This window comes from Rhizobiaceae bacterium (genome assembly GCA_023953845.1).
In the GTDB taxonomy this organism is placed as follows: Bacteria; Pseudomonadota; Alphaproteobacteria; order Rhizobiales; family Rhizobiaceae; genus Arvimicrobium.
Window position 1 is genome coordinate 579,364 of the sequence record JAMLJC010000001.1, and the last position, 15,139, is coordinate 594,502.

The 15,139-nt window shown below is 65.2% G+C and carries 13 protein-coding genes; 10 read left to right on the forward strand and 3 right to left on the reverse strand.

The features are described 5' to 3' along the window. The first annotated feature begins 4 nt into the window (after positions 1-4). Entirely contained in the window at positions 5-1,135 is a 1,131-nt protein-coding gene (locus M9955_02900) for an ABC transporter substrate-binding protein (protein ID MCO5080589.1), read from the forward strand. A gap of 56 nt (positions 1,136-1,191) precedes the next feature. Here the strand turns inward: M9955_02900 and M9955_02905 are convergent, their stop codons facing one another. From M9955_02905 to M9955_02915, 3 genes are read right to left on the reverse strand one after another with little or no spacing between them, the layout of a single operon-like run. Next, entirely contained in the window at positions 1,192-1,938 is a 747-nt protein-coding gene (locus M9955_02905; GenBank protein ID MCO5080590.1) for a siderophore-interacting protein, read from the reverse strand. Further along, entirely contained in the window at positions 1,935-2,765 is an 831-nt protein-coding gene (locus M9955_02910) for an ABC transporter ATP-binding protein (GenBank protein ID MCO5080591.1), read from the reverse strand. The genes M9955_02905 and M9955_02910 overlap by 4 nt, the downstream gene beginning before the upstream one ends. Continuing rightward, entirely contained in the window at positions 2,762-3,817 is a 1,056-nt protein-coding gene (locus tag M9955_02915) for an iron ABC transporter permease (GenBank protein MCO5080592.1), read from the reverse strand. The genes M9955_02910 and M9955_02915 overlap by 4 nt, the downstream gene beginning before the upstream one ends. Positions 3,818-3,983: 166 nt before the next feature. Between M9955_02915 and M9955_02920 the strand changes: the two genes are divergently transcribed. The 9 genes from M9955_02920 to M9955_02960 all read left to right on the forward strand — a co-directional run bounded on the left by M9955_02920 (position 3,984) and on the right by M9955_02960 (position 15,104). Continuing rightward, positions 3,984-4,916, forward strand: a complete 933-nt coding sequence (locus M9955_02920; protein ID MCO5080593.1) for an alpha/beta hydrolase-fold protein — start codon at positions 3,984-3,986, stop codon at positions 4,914-4,916. Between the two features lie 219 nt (positions 4,917-5,135). Next, on the forward strand, positions 5,136-6,158 hold the full coding sequence (exbB, locus tag M9955_02925; protein MCO5080594.1) for a tonB-system energizer ExbB: 1,023 nt from the start codon (positions 5,136-5,138) through the stop codon (positions 6,156-6,158). Between the two features lie 10 nt (positions 6,159-6,168). Further along, positions 6,169-6,615, forward strand: coding sequence for a TonB system transport protein ExbD (gene exbD / locus M9955_02930; GenBank protein MCO5080595.1), 447 nt, complete (start codon positions 6,169-6,171; stop codon positions 6,613-6,615). Then, positions 6,612-7,676: a TonB family protein gene (locus tag M9955_02935; GenBank protein MCO5080596.1), complete on the forward strand. Its 1,065-nt coding sequence runs from the start codon at positions 6,612-6,614 to the stop codon at positions 7,674-7,676. The genes exbD and M9955_02935 overlap by 4 nt, the downstream gene beginning before the upstream one ends. Before the next feature lie 219 nt (positions 7,677-7,895). Continuing rightward, positions 7,896-10,151 (forward strand): TonB-dependent receptor, encoded by a 2,256-nt coding sequence (locus M9955_02940; protein ID MCO5080597.1) that lies wholly within the window; start codon positions 7,896-7,898, stop codon positions 10,149-10,151. Positions 10,152-10,266: 115 nt separating this feature from the next. Continuing rightward, positions 10,267-10,950 carry a Fe2+-dependent dioxygenase gene (locus M9955_02945; GenBank protein MCO5080598.1) on the forward strand — a complete coding sequence of 228 codons (684 nt, stop codon included), beginning with the start codon at positions 10,267-10,269 and terminating at the stop codon, positions 10,948-10,950. A 31-nt stretch (positions 10,951-10,981) separates the two neighbouring features. Next, on the forward strand, positions 10,982-12,082 hold the full coding sequence (locus M9955_02950; protein ID MCO5080599.1) for an alpha-hydroxy-acid oxidizing protein: 1,101 nt from the start codon (positions 10,982-10,984) through the stop codon (positions 12,080-12,082). 203 nt (positions 12,083-12,285) lie between these two features. Beyond that, the gene (locus M9955_02955; GenBank protein MCO5080600.1) at positions 12,286-14,253 is read left to right on the forward strand and encodes an AI-2E family transporter; all 1,968 of its coding nucleotides are present in this window, start codon (positions 12,286-12,288) and stop codon (positions 14,251-14,253) included. Positions 14,254-14,399: 146 nt separating this feature from the next. Further along, the gene (locus tag M9955_02960; GenBank protein ID MCO5080601.1) at positions 14,400-15,104 is read left to right on the forward strand and encodes an SDR family oxidoreductase; all 705 of its coding nucleotides are present in this window, start codon (positions 14,400-14,402) and stop codon (positions 15,102-15,104) included. Positions 15,105-15,139: the final 35 nt, after the last annotated feature.

Here is a 15,139-nt window from a genome sequence, read left to right on the forward strand (position 1 = left end):
GATCATGCATACCTCCAGCCTTCGAAACCTTGGACCGAGATTTGCTCTCGCGTGGACCATCCTCGTCCTGGCGCTCGGCCTGCTTGGCCCGGCGACGACCGCGCGGGCCGAGATTTCCGCAACCGACGTGACGGGCAGGCAGATCGTGCTGAAGGAGCCTGCCAGGCGCATCCTGATCGATGACGGCCGCTACCTGATCGCGCTGTCCCTGATCCATCCGGATCCCGTCAGCGTGCTTGCCGCGTGGCCGAGGGACATCAACAGGATCGGGCCGGCGGTTTACGCCCAATACGCCGAAAAATTTCCGGCGCTCGAAACGCTGAAGGTGACGGCCAGCTCGGCCGGCAATTTCTCCGTCGAACAGGTGCTGGCGGCGGAGCCCGATCTCGCCGTCTTCTCGCTGACCTCGCGGCCCTCGTCGGAACAGATCGCGCAGGTCGAGACGGCGGGCATTCCCGTCGCGATCGTCGACTTCTTCGACCAGCCTTTGGAAAATCTCGAAACCAGCCTGCGTTTTCTCGGGGCCGTCACCGGCCATGGCGAACAGGCGGAGGCCTTCATCGCCTTCCGCGAAGGGAAGATGGAGGAAATCACGGCCAAGCTGGCATCCGACGGCGCGCCGAAGCCGCGCGCCTTCCTGGAACCGCATGCGGCGCGCACCGAGGAATGCTGCGCCTCGCCGGGCAAAGGCAATATCGGCAACTACATCGAACTGGCGGGCGGCCAGAACATCGGCAGCGCCGTCATTCCGGGCGTCACCGGCACGCTCAACCTCGAATATGTCATCGAGGCCGATCCGGACGTCTATATCGCCACGGGAGGGCCGCACATGGAAGGCACGAATGGCCTGCTCATCGGTCCCGGCTATGACGAGGCGACGGTGCTGGGCACCTTGCGACGCGTCGCGGCCCGCAACGGCATTTCGGAGTTGAAGGCCGTACGCGAAGGACGCGTGCACGGCATCGCACACCAGCTTCTGAATTCGCCGTTGGACATCCTGACGATCGAGGCGCTGGCCAAGTGGATACGTCCCGATCTTTTCGCGGATATCGATCTCGACGCCACACGCGATGAGATCAACAGGCGTTTTCTCGCAGTGCCTCTGGCCGGCATAAACTGGATCGACCTGAAATAGAGCGATTCCAGGCAAAGGCGGGTGGTTGGTCTGGGTTCGGAGCTGCGCCGTAGCGTTCAGTCGTCCACGTGATCGTGACCGCCGACGCGATCCGGCCGCCAGTAGCCTTCGGACGATATCTGTTCGCGCGCCATCCCCCTGGCGATCAGCGCGTGACGCTGACGGCGCACATTGCTCGTCTCGCCGATCACGATGGCGTGGCCCCTGCCCTGCGGCAGCGAAAAGCCCTCGATCGCCGATACCGCGACGTCATTCGGCCCACGGGCGACGCCGTTGCGATGCAGCCACCGTATGTCGGCGTCGGCCTGCGTTTCGATCGCGATTTCGTCACCGGGTCCGTCGACCTCGATCAACGTGAAGACGCACGCCCCGGCCGGCATGTTTTCGAGCATATGGGCGATCGCCGGGATACCCGTTTCGTCGCCGCTGAGCAGATGCCAGTCCGCGTCCGGCCTGAACCACGCGCCGCCGCGCGGACCCTTGGCTTCGATCCGATCGCCGCGCCTTGCATTCCTTGCCCATCTCGGTGAAGGCGTGTCGCCATGCAGCAGAAAATCCACGTCGAAGGTGCCGCGTTCGCGATCGGCGTTGCGTATCGTGTAATGCCGCCGGCCGGTCTCGCCATTCGGCAAAGGCATGGAGAAGACGATCGCCTGTCCCGGCTTGTAGTCGAATTCGGAGACATCGGGAGCCGTGAACACGACGCGGCGCATATTGCCGGGTGCGTCGAAACTGTCGACCACTTCGAGGTCCCAGCTTCGGAGGTTGGGGCGGCCGGACGGCTTCGCCGGAGCGTTGTTCATCGCTGATGATCCTGATGCTGTGGCGCGATTAGAGGGTTCGCCGCCTCGTCGAGAATCCCGTCGACCAGGACCTGGACGAAGCCGCGTGAACAGGACTCGATACGCGCCGCCACGCCATACACCTCCGCGAAAAGGCCGGGCGTCAGGGCGGTCGCGGGAGGGCCGTCGGTTGCGATCCTGCCTTGCGAAAGCACGATCATGCGATCGCACCAGCGCGCCGCAAGCGCGATATCATGGAGCACAAGCACGGTGACCATGCCGCGCTCGCGCGTGAGTTCGCTCACCACCTGCATCACCCGCCATTGATGCAGCAGGTCGAGCGCGCTCGTCGGCTCGTCGAGCAGCAGCACCGCAGGCTCGCGCGCCACGGCCTGCGCGAGGCTCGCCATCTGCCGCTGCCCCCCGGACAATTGATCGAGCGGCCGCATGGCAAGATCGGCGATGCCGAGCCTTTCCAGAGTCGCCAGCGCTCGCTGACGCATGTCGCCGGACACCGCTCCCATCGGCCGGCTCGCATGAAGCGCGCTGAGCAGCGCCTCGAAGACGGTCAGCGCTACACGCTGCGGAAGCGCCTGCGGCATATAGGTCACGTTCTGTGCATATTCCTGCGGCGTGAGCTTCAGCAGTTCGCGACCGTCCAGCCGGACGGAACCATCGGCGCGGATCAACCCCGCCAGCCCGCGCAGCAGCGTCGTCTTGCCGGCTGCATTCGGACCGACGAGCGCCACCATGGTGCCGCCCGCGATCGCCGGGATCGACAGCCGGTCGATGATGCGCCGCCCGGGGTAGGAGACGGAAAAATGCTCCACGACGAGGCTCCGCGTCATATCCGCTCGCGCCTCATGAAAATCAGCACGACGAAAAACGGCACGCCGACCAGAGCCGTGACGATGCCGACCGGCATCACCGCGCCCGGTACGAGAAGCTTGCTCGCCACCGACGACAGCGACAGCACCAGCGCGCCGGCGATCATGCTCGCCGGCAGCAGGAAACGGTGATCCTCCCCGACCAGCAGCCGCGCGATGTGCGGCCCGACGAGGCCAATGAAACCGATCGTCCCCACGAACGCGACGGACGTGGCGGCAAGCAGGCTGACCCGCAGCAATGACAGGAAACGAAGTCGCCCGACATTGACGCCGAAACTCATCGCCCTGTCCTCGCCGAGCCGGAGCGCAGTCATCTGCCAGGAGGCCATGAGGGTGAGAGGCGTCACCACCAGCAGAACGAGCGCGAGCACGCCGAGCTTGTCCCAGTTGCCGCGCGACAGGCTGCCCATGCTCCAGAAGACCAGTTGCTGAAGCGCCTCCTGGCTGGCGATGAACTGAATGAGCGCGACCAGCGCGTTGCAGGTGAAGACCAGTGCGATGCCGATGAGGACCAGCGTCTCCGGCCCCGCACCTCTCAGCCGTGACAAGGCTTGCAGCAGGAGCACCGACCCGAAGGCGAAGACGAAGGCATTGACCGACACGATCCACGACATCGAAAGGCCGGGAACGCCGATGCCGAGCACGATGGCCAGCGCCGCGCCGAGCGATGCCGCCGAAGACACGCCGAGCGTGAAGGGGCTGGCGAGCGGGTTGTTGAGCACGGTCTGCATTTCAGTGCCGGCGAGCGACAGGGCCGCGCCGACCAGAATCGCCAGCAAAGCCTGAGGCAGCCGCACATCCCAGATGATGACCCGCATCGGACCCGAGAGGCTGTCCGGCGCGAACAATCCGGAAACCGCGTCGAGCGGCGACAGGCTGGAAGGCCCGGTGACGAGATCGGCCGCGAAGGCGACCAGCATCGCCACGGCGAGCGCCGCGACGATCAGAATCCGCCGCCGCACAAGGCGCGAATAGTGCTCGAGTTGCGGCAGGGCGGTTGAATGGTCGCTCAAGGCGTGGACTCGGACGGCGCCGCGCGAGCGGCTGAAATCGGTCCCGAAAAAGCCGGTCGGGCTTTGCGGTCGCCGCGCTTATGCGATAGGTGAAATTTCCCGTCAAGTTTTCGCCATGCAGCGCTGGCACTGGTTTCCGCCGGCATTGCATGCAGAGTTGGAACCGATGACCGTTGCGCCGACCCGGCCCGAAGCCGCCATAGCGCCTCCCTCGCCCGCCGAGGCGAGACTGGCAATCTTCGACGCGCCTGCAAGCAGTCATTTATTATCCCGGCGTTCGCTTAAGATCGGGGACCGAACCTATCGCCTCTTTCTCGCAGCGCCGCTGGAGCCTGTCCCGGCAGGCGGCTTCCCGATCCTTTATGCTCTGGACGGCAACGCTATCTTCGATCTGCTGGACATCCCGCTTCTGGCATCGGTTCCGGGCCTCATCGTCGCCGGCATCGGCCACGACACGGCTTTGCGTTTCGATCCGCCGATGCGCTCCCTGGACTACACGCCGGCAATAGACGGCGCCGGCCCACGTCCCGATCCCGATCGTCCGGACCGCCGGATCGGCGGCGCCGAGATTATGCTCGACCGACTTTGCGGAATTTTGCGCGCCGAGGCCGAGAAGACCCTGCCCGTGGATGCGGCAAGACGAACGCTTTTCGGCCACTCCCTCGCCGGTCTCTTCGCGATCTACGCCCTGCTGACGAGGCCTGCCGCGTTCTCGCAGTTCATGGCCGCGAGCCCTTCCATCTGGTGGAACAATGAAGCGCTGCTGGACGTTGAGGCCCGCACCCCGCGCGACGCTCTGTTCGACAATCGCGTCTTCGTCACGCTGGGCGACAGCGAGAGGCGGTCGAGTGCGAGTGGTCCGCACTGGAACGGCCCTGCGCCGCATACGCTGGAGATGATACGCCGCCTGCGGTGCCGTTCAGGCATCGCCGTGGAGGCGACGGTCCTGCGGGGTCTCGGCCACGCTGCGACATTGCCGGCATCGCTGCCCCTGGCCCTTCAATTCGCCGCGACCGGAGCCTATTCCGGTCTCACCGATCCGGGCATTGTTGCAGCCGGTTGCGACACCGCACGGCATCCATGCGGAAATAATAGTTGAATGAAAAAGTCAAGAATGATAGCTGCGCTGTAAAAACGCAAGGTCGAAGAAGGCGGGATCGATATGCCGAAGGAAGGCGCCCGCAGCCGGCCAGCGAATTCGCCCACAGGCAGCGAAGACCAAGAGCAGACACCCATGACGTATGCATCGAACATTGCGCGCCCTCTTCGGTTTTGGGGAACGCGATACCGCCGGGCGACGCTCGCGGCGTTTCTGCTGGTGAGCGCCCTTGGTCTTACTGCCCTGCCCATCCATGCGCAGGAGAATCCAGCGCCGTCAGAGGCTCCCGCCGTCCAGCAGACGGCACCGGCAACACAAGCTCCCGAGCCTGCCACCACGCCGACTGCGCCCCGTGCGACGGGAGAGGCGACGCCGCCGGCTGAAATGCAGCAGGCCCAGCCTCCGGCGGATACCGCCACGCCTCCGGAAGCCGAGGAGACCGTTATCGGGGACGAGATCGTCCCTGCCGGGCAGGAGCGCGATTCCAACCTGCCGCATGACCTGTCGCCCTGGGGCATGTTCATGGCCGCCGACTGGGTGGTCAAGGGCGTGATGATCGGCCTTGCCTTCGCATCCCTGCTTACCTGGACCGTATGGGTCGCCAAATCGCTGGAGATCGCGGGGGCGAAGGCCCGCCTGCGAACCGCGCTCAAGGCCATCTATCAGGCGAACTCCCTCGAAGACGCGCAGAAACGCCTCGAACGACGCGGCGGCACCGGCGCCGCGCTGGTCCGCGCGACTGTCGAGGAGGTCAAGCTCTCCGAACCGGTGATCGATCATATGTCTGCGGACGGTCTGAAGGAACGCGTCGCCTCGCGCCTGTCTCGTATTCAGGCCCAGTCCGGTCGCCGGCTGATGCGCGGCACCGGCGTTCTCGCCACGATCGGCTCCACCGCGCCCTTCGTCGGCCTGTTCGGCACCGTCTGGGGCATCATGAACTCGTTCATCGGCATTTCCGAGGCGCAGACCACCAACCTCGCCGTGGTCGCGCCCGGAATCGCGGAGGCGCTGCTCGCAACCGCCATCGGCCTCGTCGCCGCCATTCCGGCCGTCATGATCTACAACGTCTTCGCCCGTTCGATCACCGGCTACAAGCAGGCATTGGGCGATGCGGTGGCCGGCATCGAGCGCCTCGTGAGCCGCGATCTCGATTTCCGCAAGCTCGGGCGGCTCTCGGCCGCACACGCCGCGAGACAGTCCCAGGCCACTCCCCGCCTCTCTCTGGCCGAAGCCGCCGAATAGGAGAAGAGCCATGGCCGGCGGCATTCGCGAAAGCGCGGACGACGACGAATTGCAGGAAAGCCACGAGATCAACGTCACGCCGTTCATCGACGTGATGCTCGTCCTGCTCATCATCTTCATGGTCGCCGCGCCGCTGGCGACCGTGGACATCAATGTCGATCTGCCGGCTTCGACGGCGACGGCGCAGCCGCGCCCCGACAAGCCGCTCTATGTGACGCTGAAGCAGGACCTCACCCTCGCGATCGGCAATGATTCGCTCCCGCGCGAGGCGCTGGGACAGGCGCTCGATCGCCTGACCGGAGGGGACAAGGAGACCCGCGTCTTCCTGCGCGCCGACCGCGCCGTCGACTACGGCGAGCTGATGGACCTGATGAACGTCATGCGCGCTGCCGGCTATCTCAAGATCGCGCTGGTCGGGTTGGAAACAGCCGGATCGGCTCCGGCCCCGGCACAATGAGCGCGTACAGCGCCGCATTGCCGGAACTTCTGCAGCCGCGCACCAGCCCGCGTGAAATCGGCATGTGGGTCGCTGCCGGCATGCTGGTGGTGGCGCTTCACGCCTATGCGCTTTTCCATGCACAGCAATGGAAGCCTTCCGAGCCGCCTGCCGAGGAAGCCGCTTCCGCCCTCATGATCGAACTCGCGCCCATGGCGGTCGCCCCGGACGCGGTGCCAGCCGAAATGGCTGAACTGGTCGAGAGCATGGAAGTGCCATCCGAACTCCCGCCGACGGAAATGGCCGAGCCGGAAACGACTCCGGCCGAAACCTTGACGAGCGAGATCGTCGAGGAGACCATGCCGCCCGAAACCGAACTGACGCAGGCCGAGCCGGTTGAGACCGAACCTGTAGAGACGGAGCCGCTGGAGACGGCCGAACCCGAGCAGGTGGAGCCTGTCGAAGCCGAGCCCGTCGAACCTGAAACGACGGCGCCGGAGCCGGTGCAGCAGGAGACCGTCGAGGAGGTCATTCCGGATCTCGTGGAGGCGCCGCTGCCGGAGGTAGCCATGGCGCTGCCGACGCCCAAACCCGACGTCGTCGAGGCCGAGCCTGAACCGGAACCCGCGCCGAAGCCGGTCGCCAAGAAGCCGGCGGAGAAGAAGCCCGCTCCCGAAAAGCCCGTCCGGAAAGAGGCGAAGAAGAAGCCGGTCCAGCCGGCGGTCGCGGCGAAGGCGAGCGCCAACGATGCGCCGAAGAAGGCTGCTCCTCGTCCGACCGAAGGCGCAAAGTCCTCGGGCGAATCGCCTGCCCGCTGGCAATCCCGCGTCAACGCCCATCTCAATCGCTTCAAACGCTATCCGGCCGGTGAGCGGGAGACGGGCCAGGCCGCCGTGCGCTTCAGCATCGATCCGTCCGGACGCGTGCTCAGCGCAGCGCTCGCCCGCTCGTCGGGCAATGCGGCGCTCGACCGCGCTGCGGTGGAAATGGTACGCCGCGCCTCCCCGGTGCCGGCCCCACCCCCTGCGATTGCGCGGTCGAGGATGAGCCTGACCGTGCCCGTCCGCTTCAGCCGGCGCTGAGCAGAGCGGCAACATCGTAGAATTGTGGCGCGCTCGCCACAATTCCCATACGAACGTCATCTTTTTGCCTCAACATACTTGACTCGTATTGTCATCTTTTCATAGTGGCGCTGCCTTTACAGGCATTTCACCCAGCGTGCTGACGCGCCAGGCAATCCACAATCTGAACATTTGACGGGGTCGTGCCGATCGGCCCCTCGATTATCGCAGGAGCAGAATATGAGCGGGGCAAACGGGACATCCACGGACCGGAAGATGGAACCGGCCGCGGTGAAAACGACTTTGGGGCTTCTGCCGCTCATCGCTTTTTCCGCCGCGCTTACGGGCCCGGCCTTCGCGCAGGAGGTCCAGCTGGAGGAAGTGAACGTCCAGGGCGGTTCCGGTACCACCGGCAACACGCTCAACACCGGCACCGCGTCGGGCACCGGCGGACGCCTGCCGGGAACCGTCAAGGACATCCCGCAGACCGTCAACGTCGTCCCGCAGGAAGTGATGCAGCAGCAGCAGACGACGACGCTCGAGCAGGCGCTGCGCAACGTGCCGGGCGTCACCATGCGCATCGGCGAGGGCGGCGGCGGCCTCAACGGCGACCAGTTCATGATCCGCGGCTTCGAAGCCAAGGGCGACATCTACACGGACGGCCTGCGCGACATCGGTGTGCGCGTGCGCGATTCCTTTGCCTATGAGGACGTGCAGGTGCTGAAGGGCGGTTCTTCCGAAACCTTCGGCATGGGCACCACCGGCGGCGCCATCAATGCGCGCATCAAGAAGGCCCATCTCGGCGACCAGACCTCGATCGATGCGGCCGTCGGCACCGGACCGTTCGGACGCACCGTCGTGGACTTCAACCGGCAGCTCAGCGAAACCTCGGCCGTCCGCTTCGTCGGCATGGGCAATCTGCAGACGCTTACCGACCGCGACCATATCGAGCAGAACGCCGCCGGATTTCTGGCGACCGGCAGCCTCGGAATCGGCACCAACCTGCAGTGGGACATCAGCTACCTGTACCAGTACGGCGACCGCAGGCCGGACTATGGCGTGCCGATGATCGCGCGCGGCACGGCAAGCATCGACAATCCAAGCCTGCCGATTACGGAATTCGGCGTGGCGCGCGATACCTTCTACGGCAAGAAGAAGGACCACGACATCACCAACTCGCATGTCGTCACATCGAACGTGACGTGGGAAGCGAACGAGAACGTCACCTTCTACAACGACACGCGCCTTTCCTACGACACGCGCGATTTCGCGACCTCGGTTCCCAGCATGAACGCCGACACCACGGCCGCTTTCTTCGCCGGAGACCCGAACGCGAAGCTGAGCGGCTATGGCGGCGGCAATCCGACCTACGATCAGGACACGTTCGGCTTCCAGAACGTCTCCACCATGGTGGCGGAGGTCGAGACAGGCAGCCTCAAGCACCAGATCGTCGCCGGCATCGACGTGTTCTACCAGACGAACACCCGCTACAACCACGCGCTGATCGGCACCAAAACCATTCCGAGCATCTGGAATCCGGACGCCACCTACGATGACGACGGCTATTCCTTCGACAGCGCAGCGTCGCAGATCCGCGAGGGCAGCGGCACCAATTTCGCCGTCTTCGCCAGCGACCGGGTCTGGTTCACGCCCGAGATTTCGCTGCTGGCAGGCGTCCGCTGGGATTATCTGGACAGCGACTTTTATACCGAAACGGCCACCGCCGTTACCGACGTCTCGCAGTCGAGCGATTTCGTCAGCCCGAAGGCCAGCCTGATCTGGGAGCCGACCCCCAATCAGACCTACTACCTGACCTATTCGTCCTCGGTCTCGGCCGTGCCCGGCCAGTTCGTCGCGAACGACGTCAATTCCATAAACGCCGCGCAGCCGGACAAGACCGAGGAGCGCAACCACATCTACGAGGTCGGTGGCAAGGTGAGCCTGCTCGACGGCAAGCTCGGCCTGACCGGCGCGGTATTCCAGGTCGACAAGGACGACGCCACCTACACGGACCCGACGACCGGCGATCCTGTCGCGACCGGCGAGAAGCACCGCGCGCGCGGCGTCGAGATCGGGGTGACCGGACAGATCACCGATGCCTGGAACGTCACCTTCGCCTATGCCTATGTCGATACCGAGGTTTTGGAATCGACGACTCCGGCGAATATCGGCAACAACATCCCGTTCGCCTCAGAGAACTCGCTGTCGCTGTGGACGGCTTACGAGATCGTCGAGCCGTTCGGCAAGGACGGCAAGCTGACGCTCGGCGGCGGCATCACCTATTCGGACGGCTACTACACCAACTCGGCCAACACCGGCTGGATACCGGAAAACTTCTCGCTGGATGCATTCGCCTCCTACGAGTTCGACAAGTTCCGCGTCGCCATAAATGCCTATAACCTGACCGACAATCTGAATTACTCGACGGGGTGGGGCAATCGCGCCGTCGTGGCCCCCGGCCGCAGCTTCGTCGTGTCGGCTGGGATGAAGTTCTGATCTCGCGGGGGCCGGCTAATATAACGCCGGCCCCCGCGCCAATGCAAACCGCCGCTCCGTCGTGATCGCACGGCGGGGTGGTATCGCCGTTTCTGCCAGTTGCCGGAATTTCCAGATGCTCGTCGTCATACCCGATATGCTCACCCCCGAAGAAGTCGCCTATGTGCGGCAGGTGCTCGAGCGCACCACCTGGGTCGATGGCCGCGCCACCGCGGGTGAACAGGCCGCACTGGTCAAGAAAAACCTGCAGGTGCCGGTCGATTCTCCCGAGGCGAAGGAGCTCAGCCAGATCGTGGTGAGGGCGCTGGCCCGCAACGCGACTTTCTCCTCGGCCGCGCTGCCTCTCCATGTGCTGCCGCCGATGTTCAATCGCTATGACGAAGGCATGACCTTCGGCGCCCATGTCGACGGCTCGATCCGCGTCATTCCGGGCACCGGGCATCGTATCCGCACGGATGTGTCCTCAACGCTGTTCCTGACGCCGCCCGAGGACTATGACGGCGGCGAACTGGTCGTGCACGACACCTACGGCACGCATCAGGTGAAGCTGCCGGCCGGCCACATGGTCGTCTATCCGGCCACCAGCATGCACAGCGTCACGCCGGTGACGCGGGGCAGCCGCTGGGCGTCGTTCTTCTGGACGCAGTCCATGGTCAAGGACGACTGGCAGCGGAACATGCTCTATGATCTCGACATGTCGATCATTCAGGTACGTCAGACCATGCCCGACGATCATCCCGCCGTCGTCGGCCTGACCGCCCACTACCACAACCTCATCCGTCACTGGTCCGACCTTTGACCAAGCAGGCGCCGCGCGACGGGGATCGGGGATGACCGCGACGCCGCTGGTCCCGACGGGCGTTGTATCGCTGGCCGACTATGAACGACTGGCGCGAGAGCGCCTGCCCGCCGCGACATGGGCCTATATATCCGGCGCGGGTGCCGACGGGTTGACGCGCCGCTGGAACCGCGAGGCCTTTGACGCGCTGAAGCTCGAAGGCCGTGTGTTCCCCGACATGCGAAACGCCTCCACGGCGACGAGCCTGCTCGGCGTCGACATCGACGCGCCGATCATTCTGGCGCCGGTCGCCTTCCAGAAGCTCGCGCATCCGGACGGCGAGGTCGCGACGGCCGTCGGTGCCGGCGCCACCGCCACGGTGATGACCGTGAGCACGCAGGCGACTTGCACGATCGAGGACGTCGCCGCGGCGGCCCATGCGCCGTTGTGGTTCCAGCTCTACATGTCATCCGATCGCGGCTTCACGCGCAGCCTGCTGCGGCGCGCGGAAGCCAGCGGCTATCGGGCAGTGATGGTGACGGCCGATGCCGCCGTCAACGGCGTGCGCAACGAGGAACAGCGCGCCGGATTCGAGCTCCCGCCGGGCGTCGGCGCGGTCAATCTGCTCGGTGCTCCAGTCCCGAGCGTCCGCGCCGGCCCCGGCGAGAGTCCCGTCTTTCGGGGACTCCTTGATCTGGCGCCCACATGGGACGATCTGGCCTGGCTTTGCGCCGAAACGGCGTTGCCCGTTCTGGTGAAAGGGATCGTCAGCCCGGCGGATGCCGAGCGCGCCTGCGCGCTCGGCGCGAAGGGCATCGTCGTCTCCAATCATGGTGGACGCACACTGGACACGCTGCCGGCCTCGATCGAGGCGCTTCCGGCCGTGGCGCGACGCGTTGCCGGGCGCGTTCCGCTCATTCTCGATGGCGGAGTGCGGCGCGGCACCGATGTGCTGAAGGCGCTCGCACTCGGCGCCAGCGCCGTCATGATCGGCCAGCCCGTCATGCATGCGCTCGCCGTCGCCGGCGCCACGGGCGTCGCGCACATGATCGCCATCCTGAAAGCCGAGTTGGAAGTGGCGATGGCGCTCACCGGCCGCTCCGACATCGCCAGCATCGATCATACGGTGCTGTGGGATAAAAGCGCTCGCTGACCCGCGATCGATCCCCGCTTTTGCGAAAACCATCGGCACAGAACCGCGAACCCCTCGCCTCGGCGGGAGTCCCCGCGATTTTCAACTGCTTTGATTTGCCGTTTCGCGCAGCGCGCTCTAATTCGTGAAGCTGAAAGGTTCGGGATCGGAACCTCGGCGACGAAAGCCTATGGAGGAGGGGCCGGCGCAGCCCGGAACGCACCATGTCATCACCGGCTAATGAACAGCCGTCGCGCGGCGTCCGGCCTGCTATGACGGTCCAGAACTATACTAGGATCGCCGTTCCGCCGGTGGTGACGCTGATCGGCGTGACAGCCTTGCTTTATCTGGGACGCGATGTCCTGCTGCCGCTGGCGGTCGCGCTGCTGCTCACCTTCGCACTTGCGCCGATCGTCTCGTTCCTGCGCCGGCGCGGCGCGCCGAGACCCGTCGCCGTGATCGCCACGGCGATCATCGCCTTCTCGATCATCGGCCTGCTGTCGTTTCTGCTCGCGGCGCAGGTGACGACCCTCGCCCAGAACGTGCCTTCATATCAGTCGAACATCATCGGCAAGATACGCTCGCTCAAGGCAGCCGGCGGAGAAGGTGGCATCATCGACCGCATCGCGGCAGCGATAGAACGCGTTGGCGCCGAACTGCGGGCCACGCCGGCTCCCGAAGCGCCGGTGGCCACGCCGGTCGATCCCCAGCCGAAGCCGATCCCCGTCGAGGTGGTTTCGAGCGAAGGGCCGCTGGAGATTCTCCAGAACATAGTGGTACCGCTCGTCCAGCCCTTCGCGACCGCCGGCCTGATCGTCATTCTGGTGATCTTCATGCTGATGGAGCGCGAGAACCTGCGGGACCGCTTCATCCGTCTGGCCGGCTCTGGCGACCTGAACCGCACGACGGAGGCGCTGCAGGATGCCGGCAAGCGCGTCGCGCAATATCTGCTGATGCAGCTCATCATCAACACGACCTATGCGATCCCGATAACCCTGGGACTCTGGGTGATCGGCGTGCCCAATGCCTTCCTGTGGGGCATGCTGACGCTCGTCCTGCGTTTCGTGCCTTATATCGGCCCCGCGATCGGCATGTTCCTGCCGATGCTGGTGACCTTCGCCGCCCTGCCCGGCTGGACGCCCGTCCTGATGGTGGCGGGCCTTTTCATCCTGATGGAACTGATCAGCAACAACATGATGGAGCCGTGGCTCTACGGTTCCCGTACCGGTCTGAGCTCGCTCGCCGTCATCGTGTCCGCCATTTTCTGGAGCTGGCTGTGGGGTCCCCTGGGCCTCGTCCTGTCGACGCCGTTGACCGTGTGCCTGGTCGTTCTCGGACGCCACGTTCCGCAGTTCGAATTCCTCGACGTTCTGCTCGGCAACGAGCCGGTGCTGGAGCCGCATGCCCGCGTCTACCAGCGGCTGCTCGCCGGCGACCCGGACGAGGCTGCCGACTATGCCGAGGAATTCCTGAAGGAGGAATACCTCGTCGACTTCTACGAGAAGGTCGGCATTCCCGCGCTGCTTCTTGCCGAGCGGGACCGACAGCGAGGCGTCATGGCGGAGGAGCGTCAGGCCCTTTTCGCCTCGTCGGTCCGTGCTCTGGTCGAGGATCTGGAGGAGACCGCCGAGGAAGAGGAGGATTCGGACGAGGAAGACGCTCGCACGGACAATGATGGAAATCCGACGATCGAACTGCCTGACGGCGAGGGCAAATCGCTGCTTTGCATCGGCGGGCGCGGCGAACTGGACGACGCCGCGGCCATTATGCTGGCCCAGGTGCTCGAAGTGCAGGGCGCACGGATTTTCCGTGCGACCTACAGGCAGCTTTCGAGCGACAGCATCATCCGCCTGCCGCTTGGCGAGATGCAGACCGTGGTCATCTCCTATCTTAACGCGGCGTCCTCGACGCAGGCGCGCTACGCCGTGCGGCGGCTGAAGCGGATGCGACCCGCACTGCGCGTCGGGCTTTTCATGCCGGATTTGCCGCCGCCGGACGAGACGCAGGGGGAGCTTTCGGCTGAAACGACGGGAGCCGACTTCATCGCGCGAACGCTGGCCGAAGCGGCCGAAAACGGCTTTGCGGACACCAAACCCGTCAAGATCAAGGGAACGCCAAAGCGGCTGGGGCCGCGCAAGCGCGCGAAGAGCACATCCCGGAAACCCGTGGAGGAAGCCGCCGCGCAGGCGTGATCGTCCGGACCATCATGGAGCACATGGCCACGGGACGCCGTGACGATGCGGGAGCGGCCCACGTTTCAGGCGCAGGCCTATGGGGTTCTGGCCGAACATTGTAAGGCTGTGCCGACAACGCAAGATCATGAAAAATGGAGTTTGAGATGTCGGCAGGAAAAGTGGCGCTTGTCACCGCAGGCGGCAGCGGCATGGGCGCGGCGGCGGCGAGGCGGCTCGCAGCCGACGGCTTCAACGTGGCGGTCCTGTCGTCCTCGGGCAAGGGCGAGGCACTCGCGACCCAACTTGGCGGTATCGGCGTTACCGGTTCCAATCAGTCGAACGACGACCTGAAGCGCCTGGTCGACGGCGCGCTCGACCGCTGGGGGCGTATAGATGTGCTGGTCAACAGCGCCGGCCACGGTCCGCGCAAGCCTATCCTCGAAATCACCGACGAGGACTGGCATACCGGCATCGACGTCTATTTTCTGAACGCGGTGCGCCCGACACGGCTGGTGACGCCGGTGATGCAGAAGCAGAAGTCCGGTGCCATCATCAACATTTCGACGGCCTGGGCGTTCGAACCGGGCGCCATGTTCCCGACCTCGGCGGTGGCCCGGGCGGGGCTGGCATCCTTCACCAAGATCTTCGCCGACACCTACGCCGTCGACAACATCCGCATGAACAACGTCCTGCCCGGATGGATCGACAGCCTGCCGGCGACGGAGGAACGGCGGGACAGCGTGCCGCTGAAGCGCTACGGCGCGGCAGAGGAAATCGCCGCCACCATTGCCTTCCTCGCCTCGGACGGCGCTGCCTACATCACCGGCCAGAACATCCGTGTCGACGGCGGCGTCACGCGGTCGGTGTAGACCGCAAGGTTCGTGCTAGGCTGTAGTGACGATTT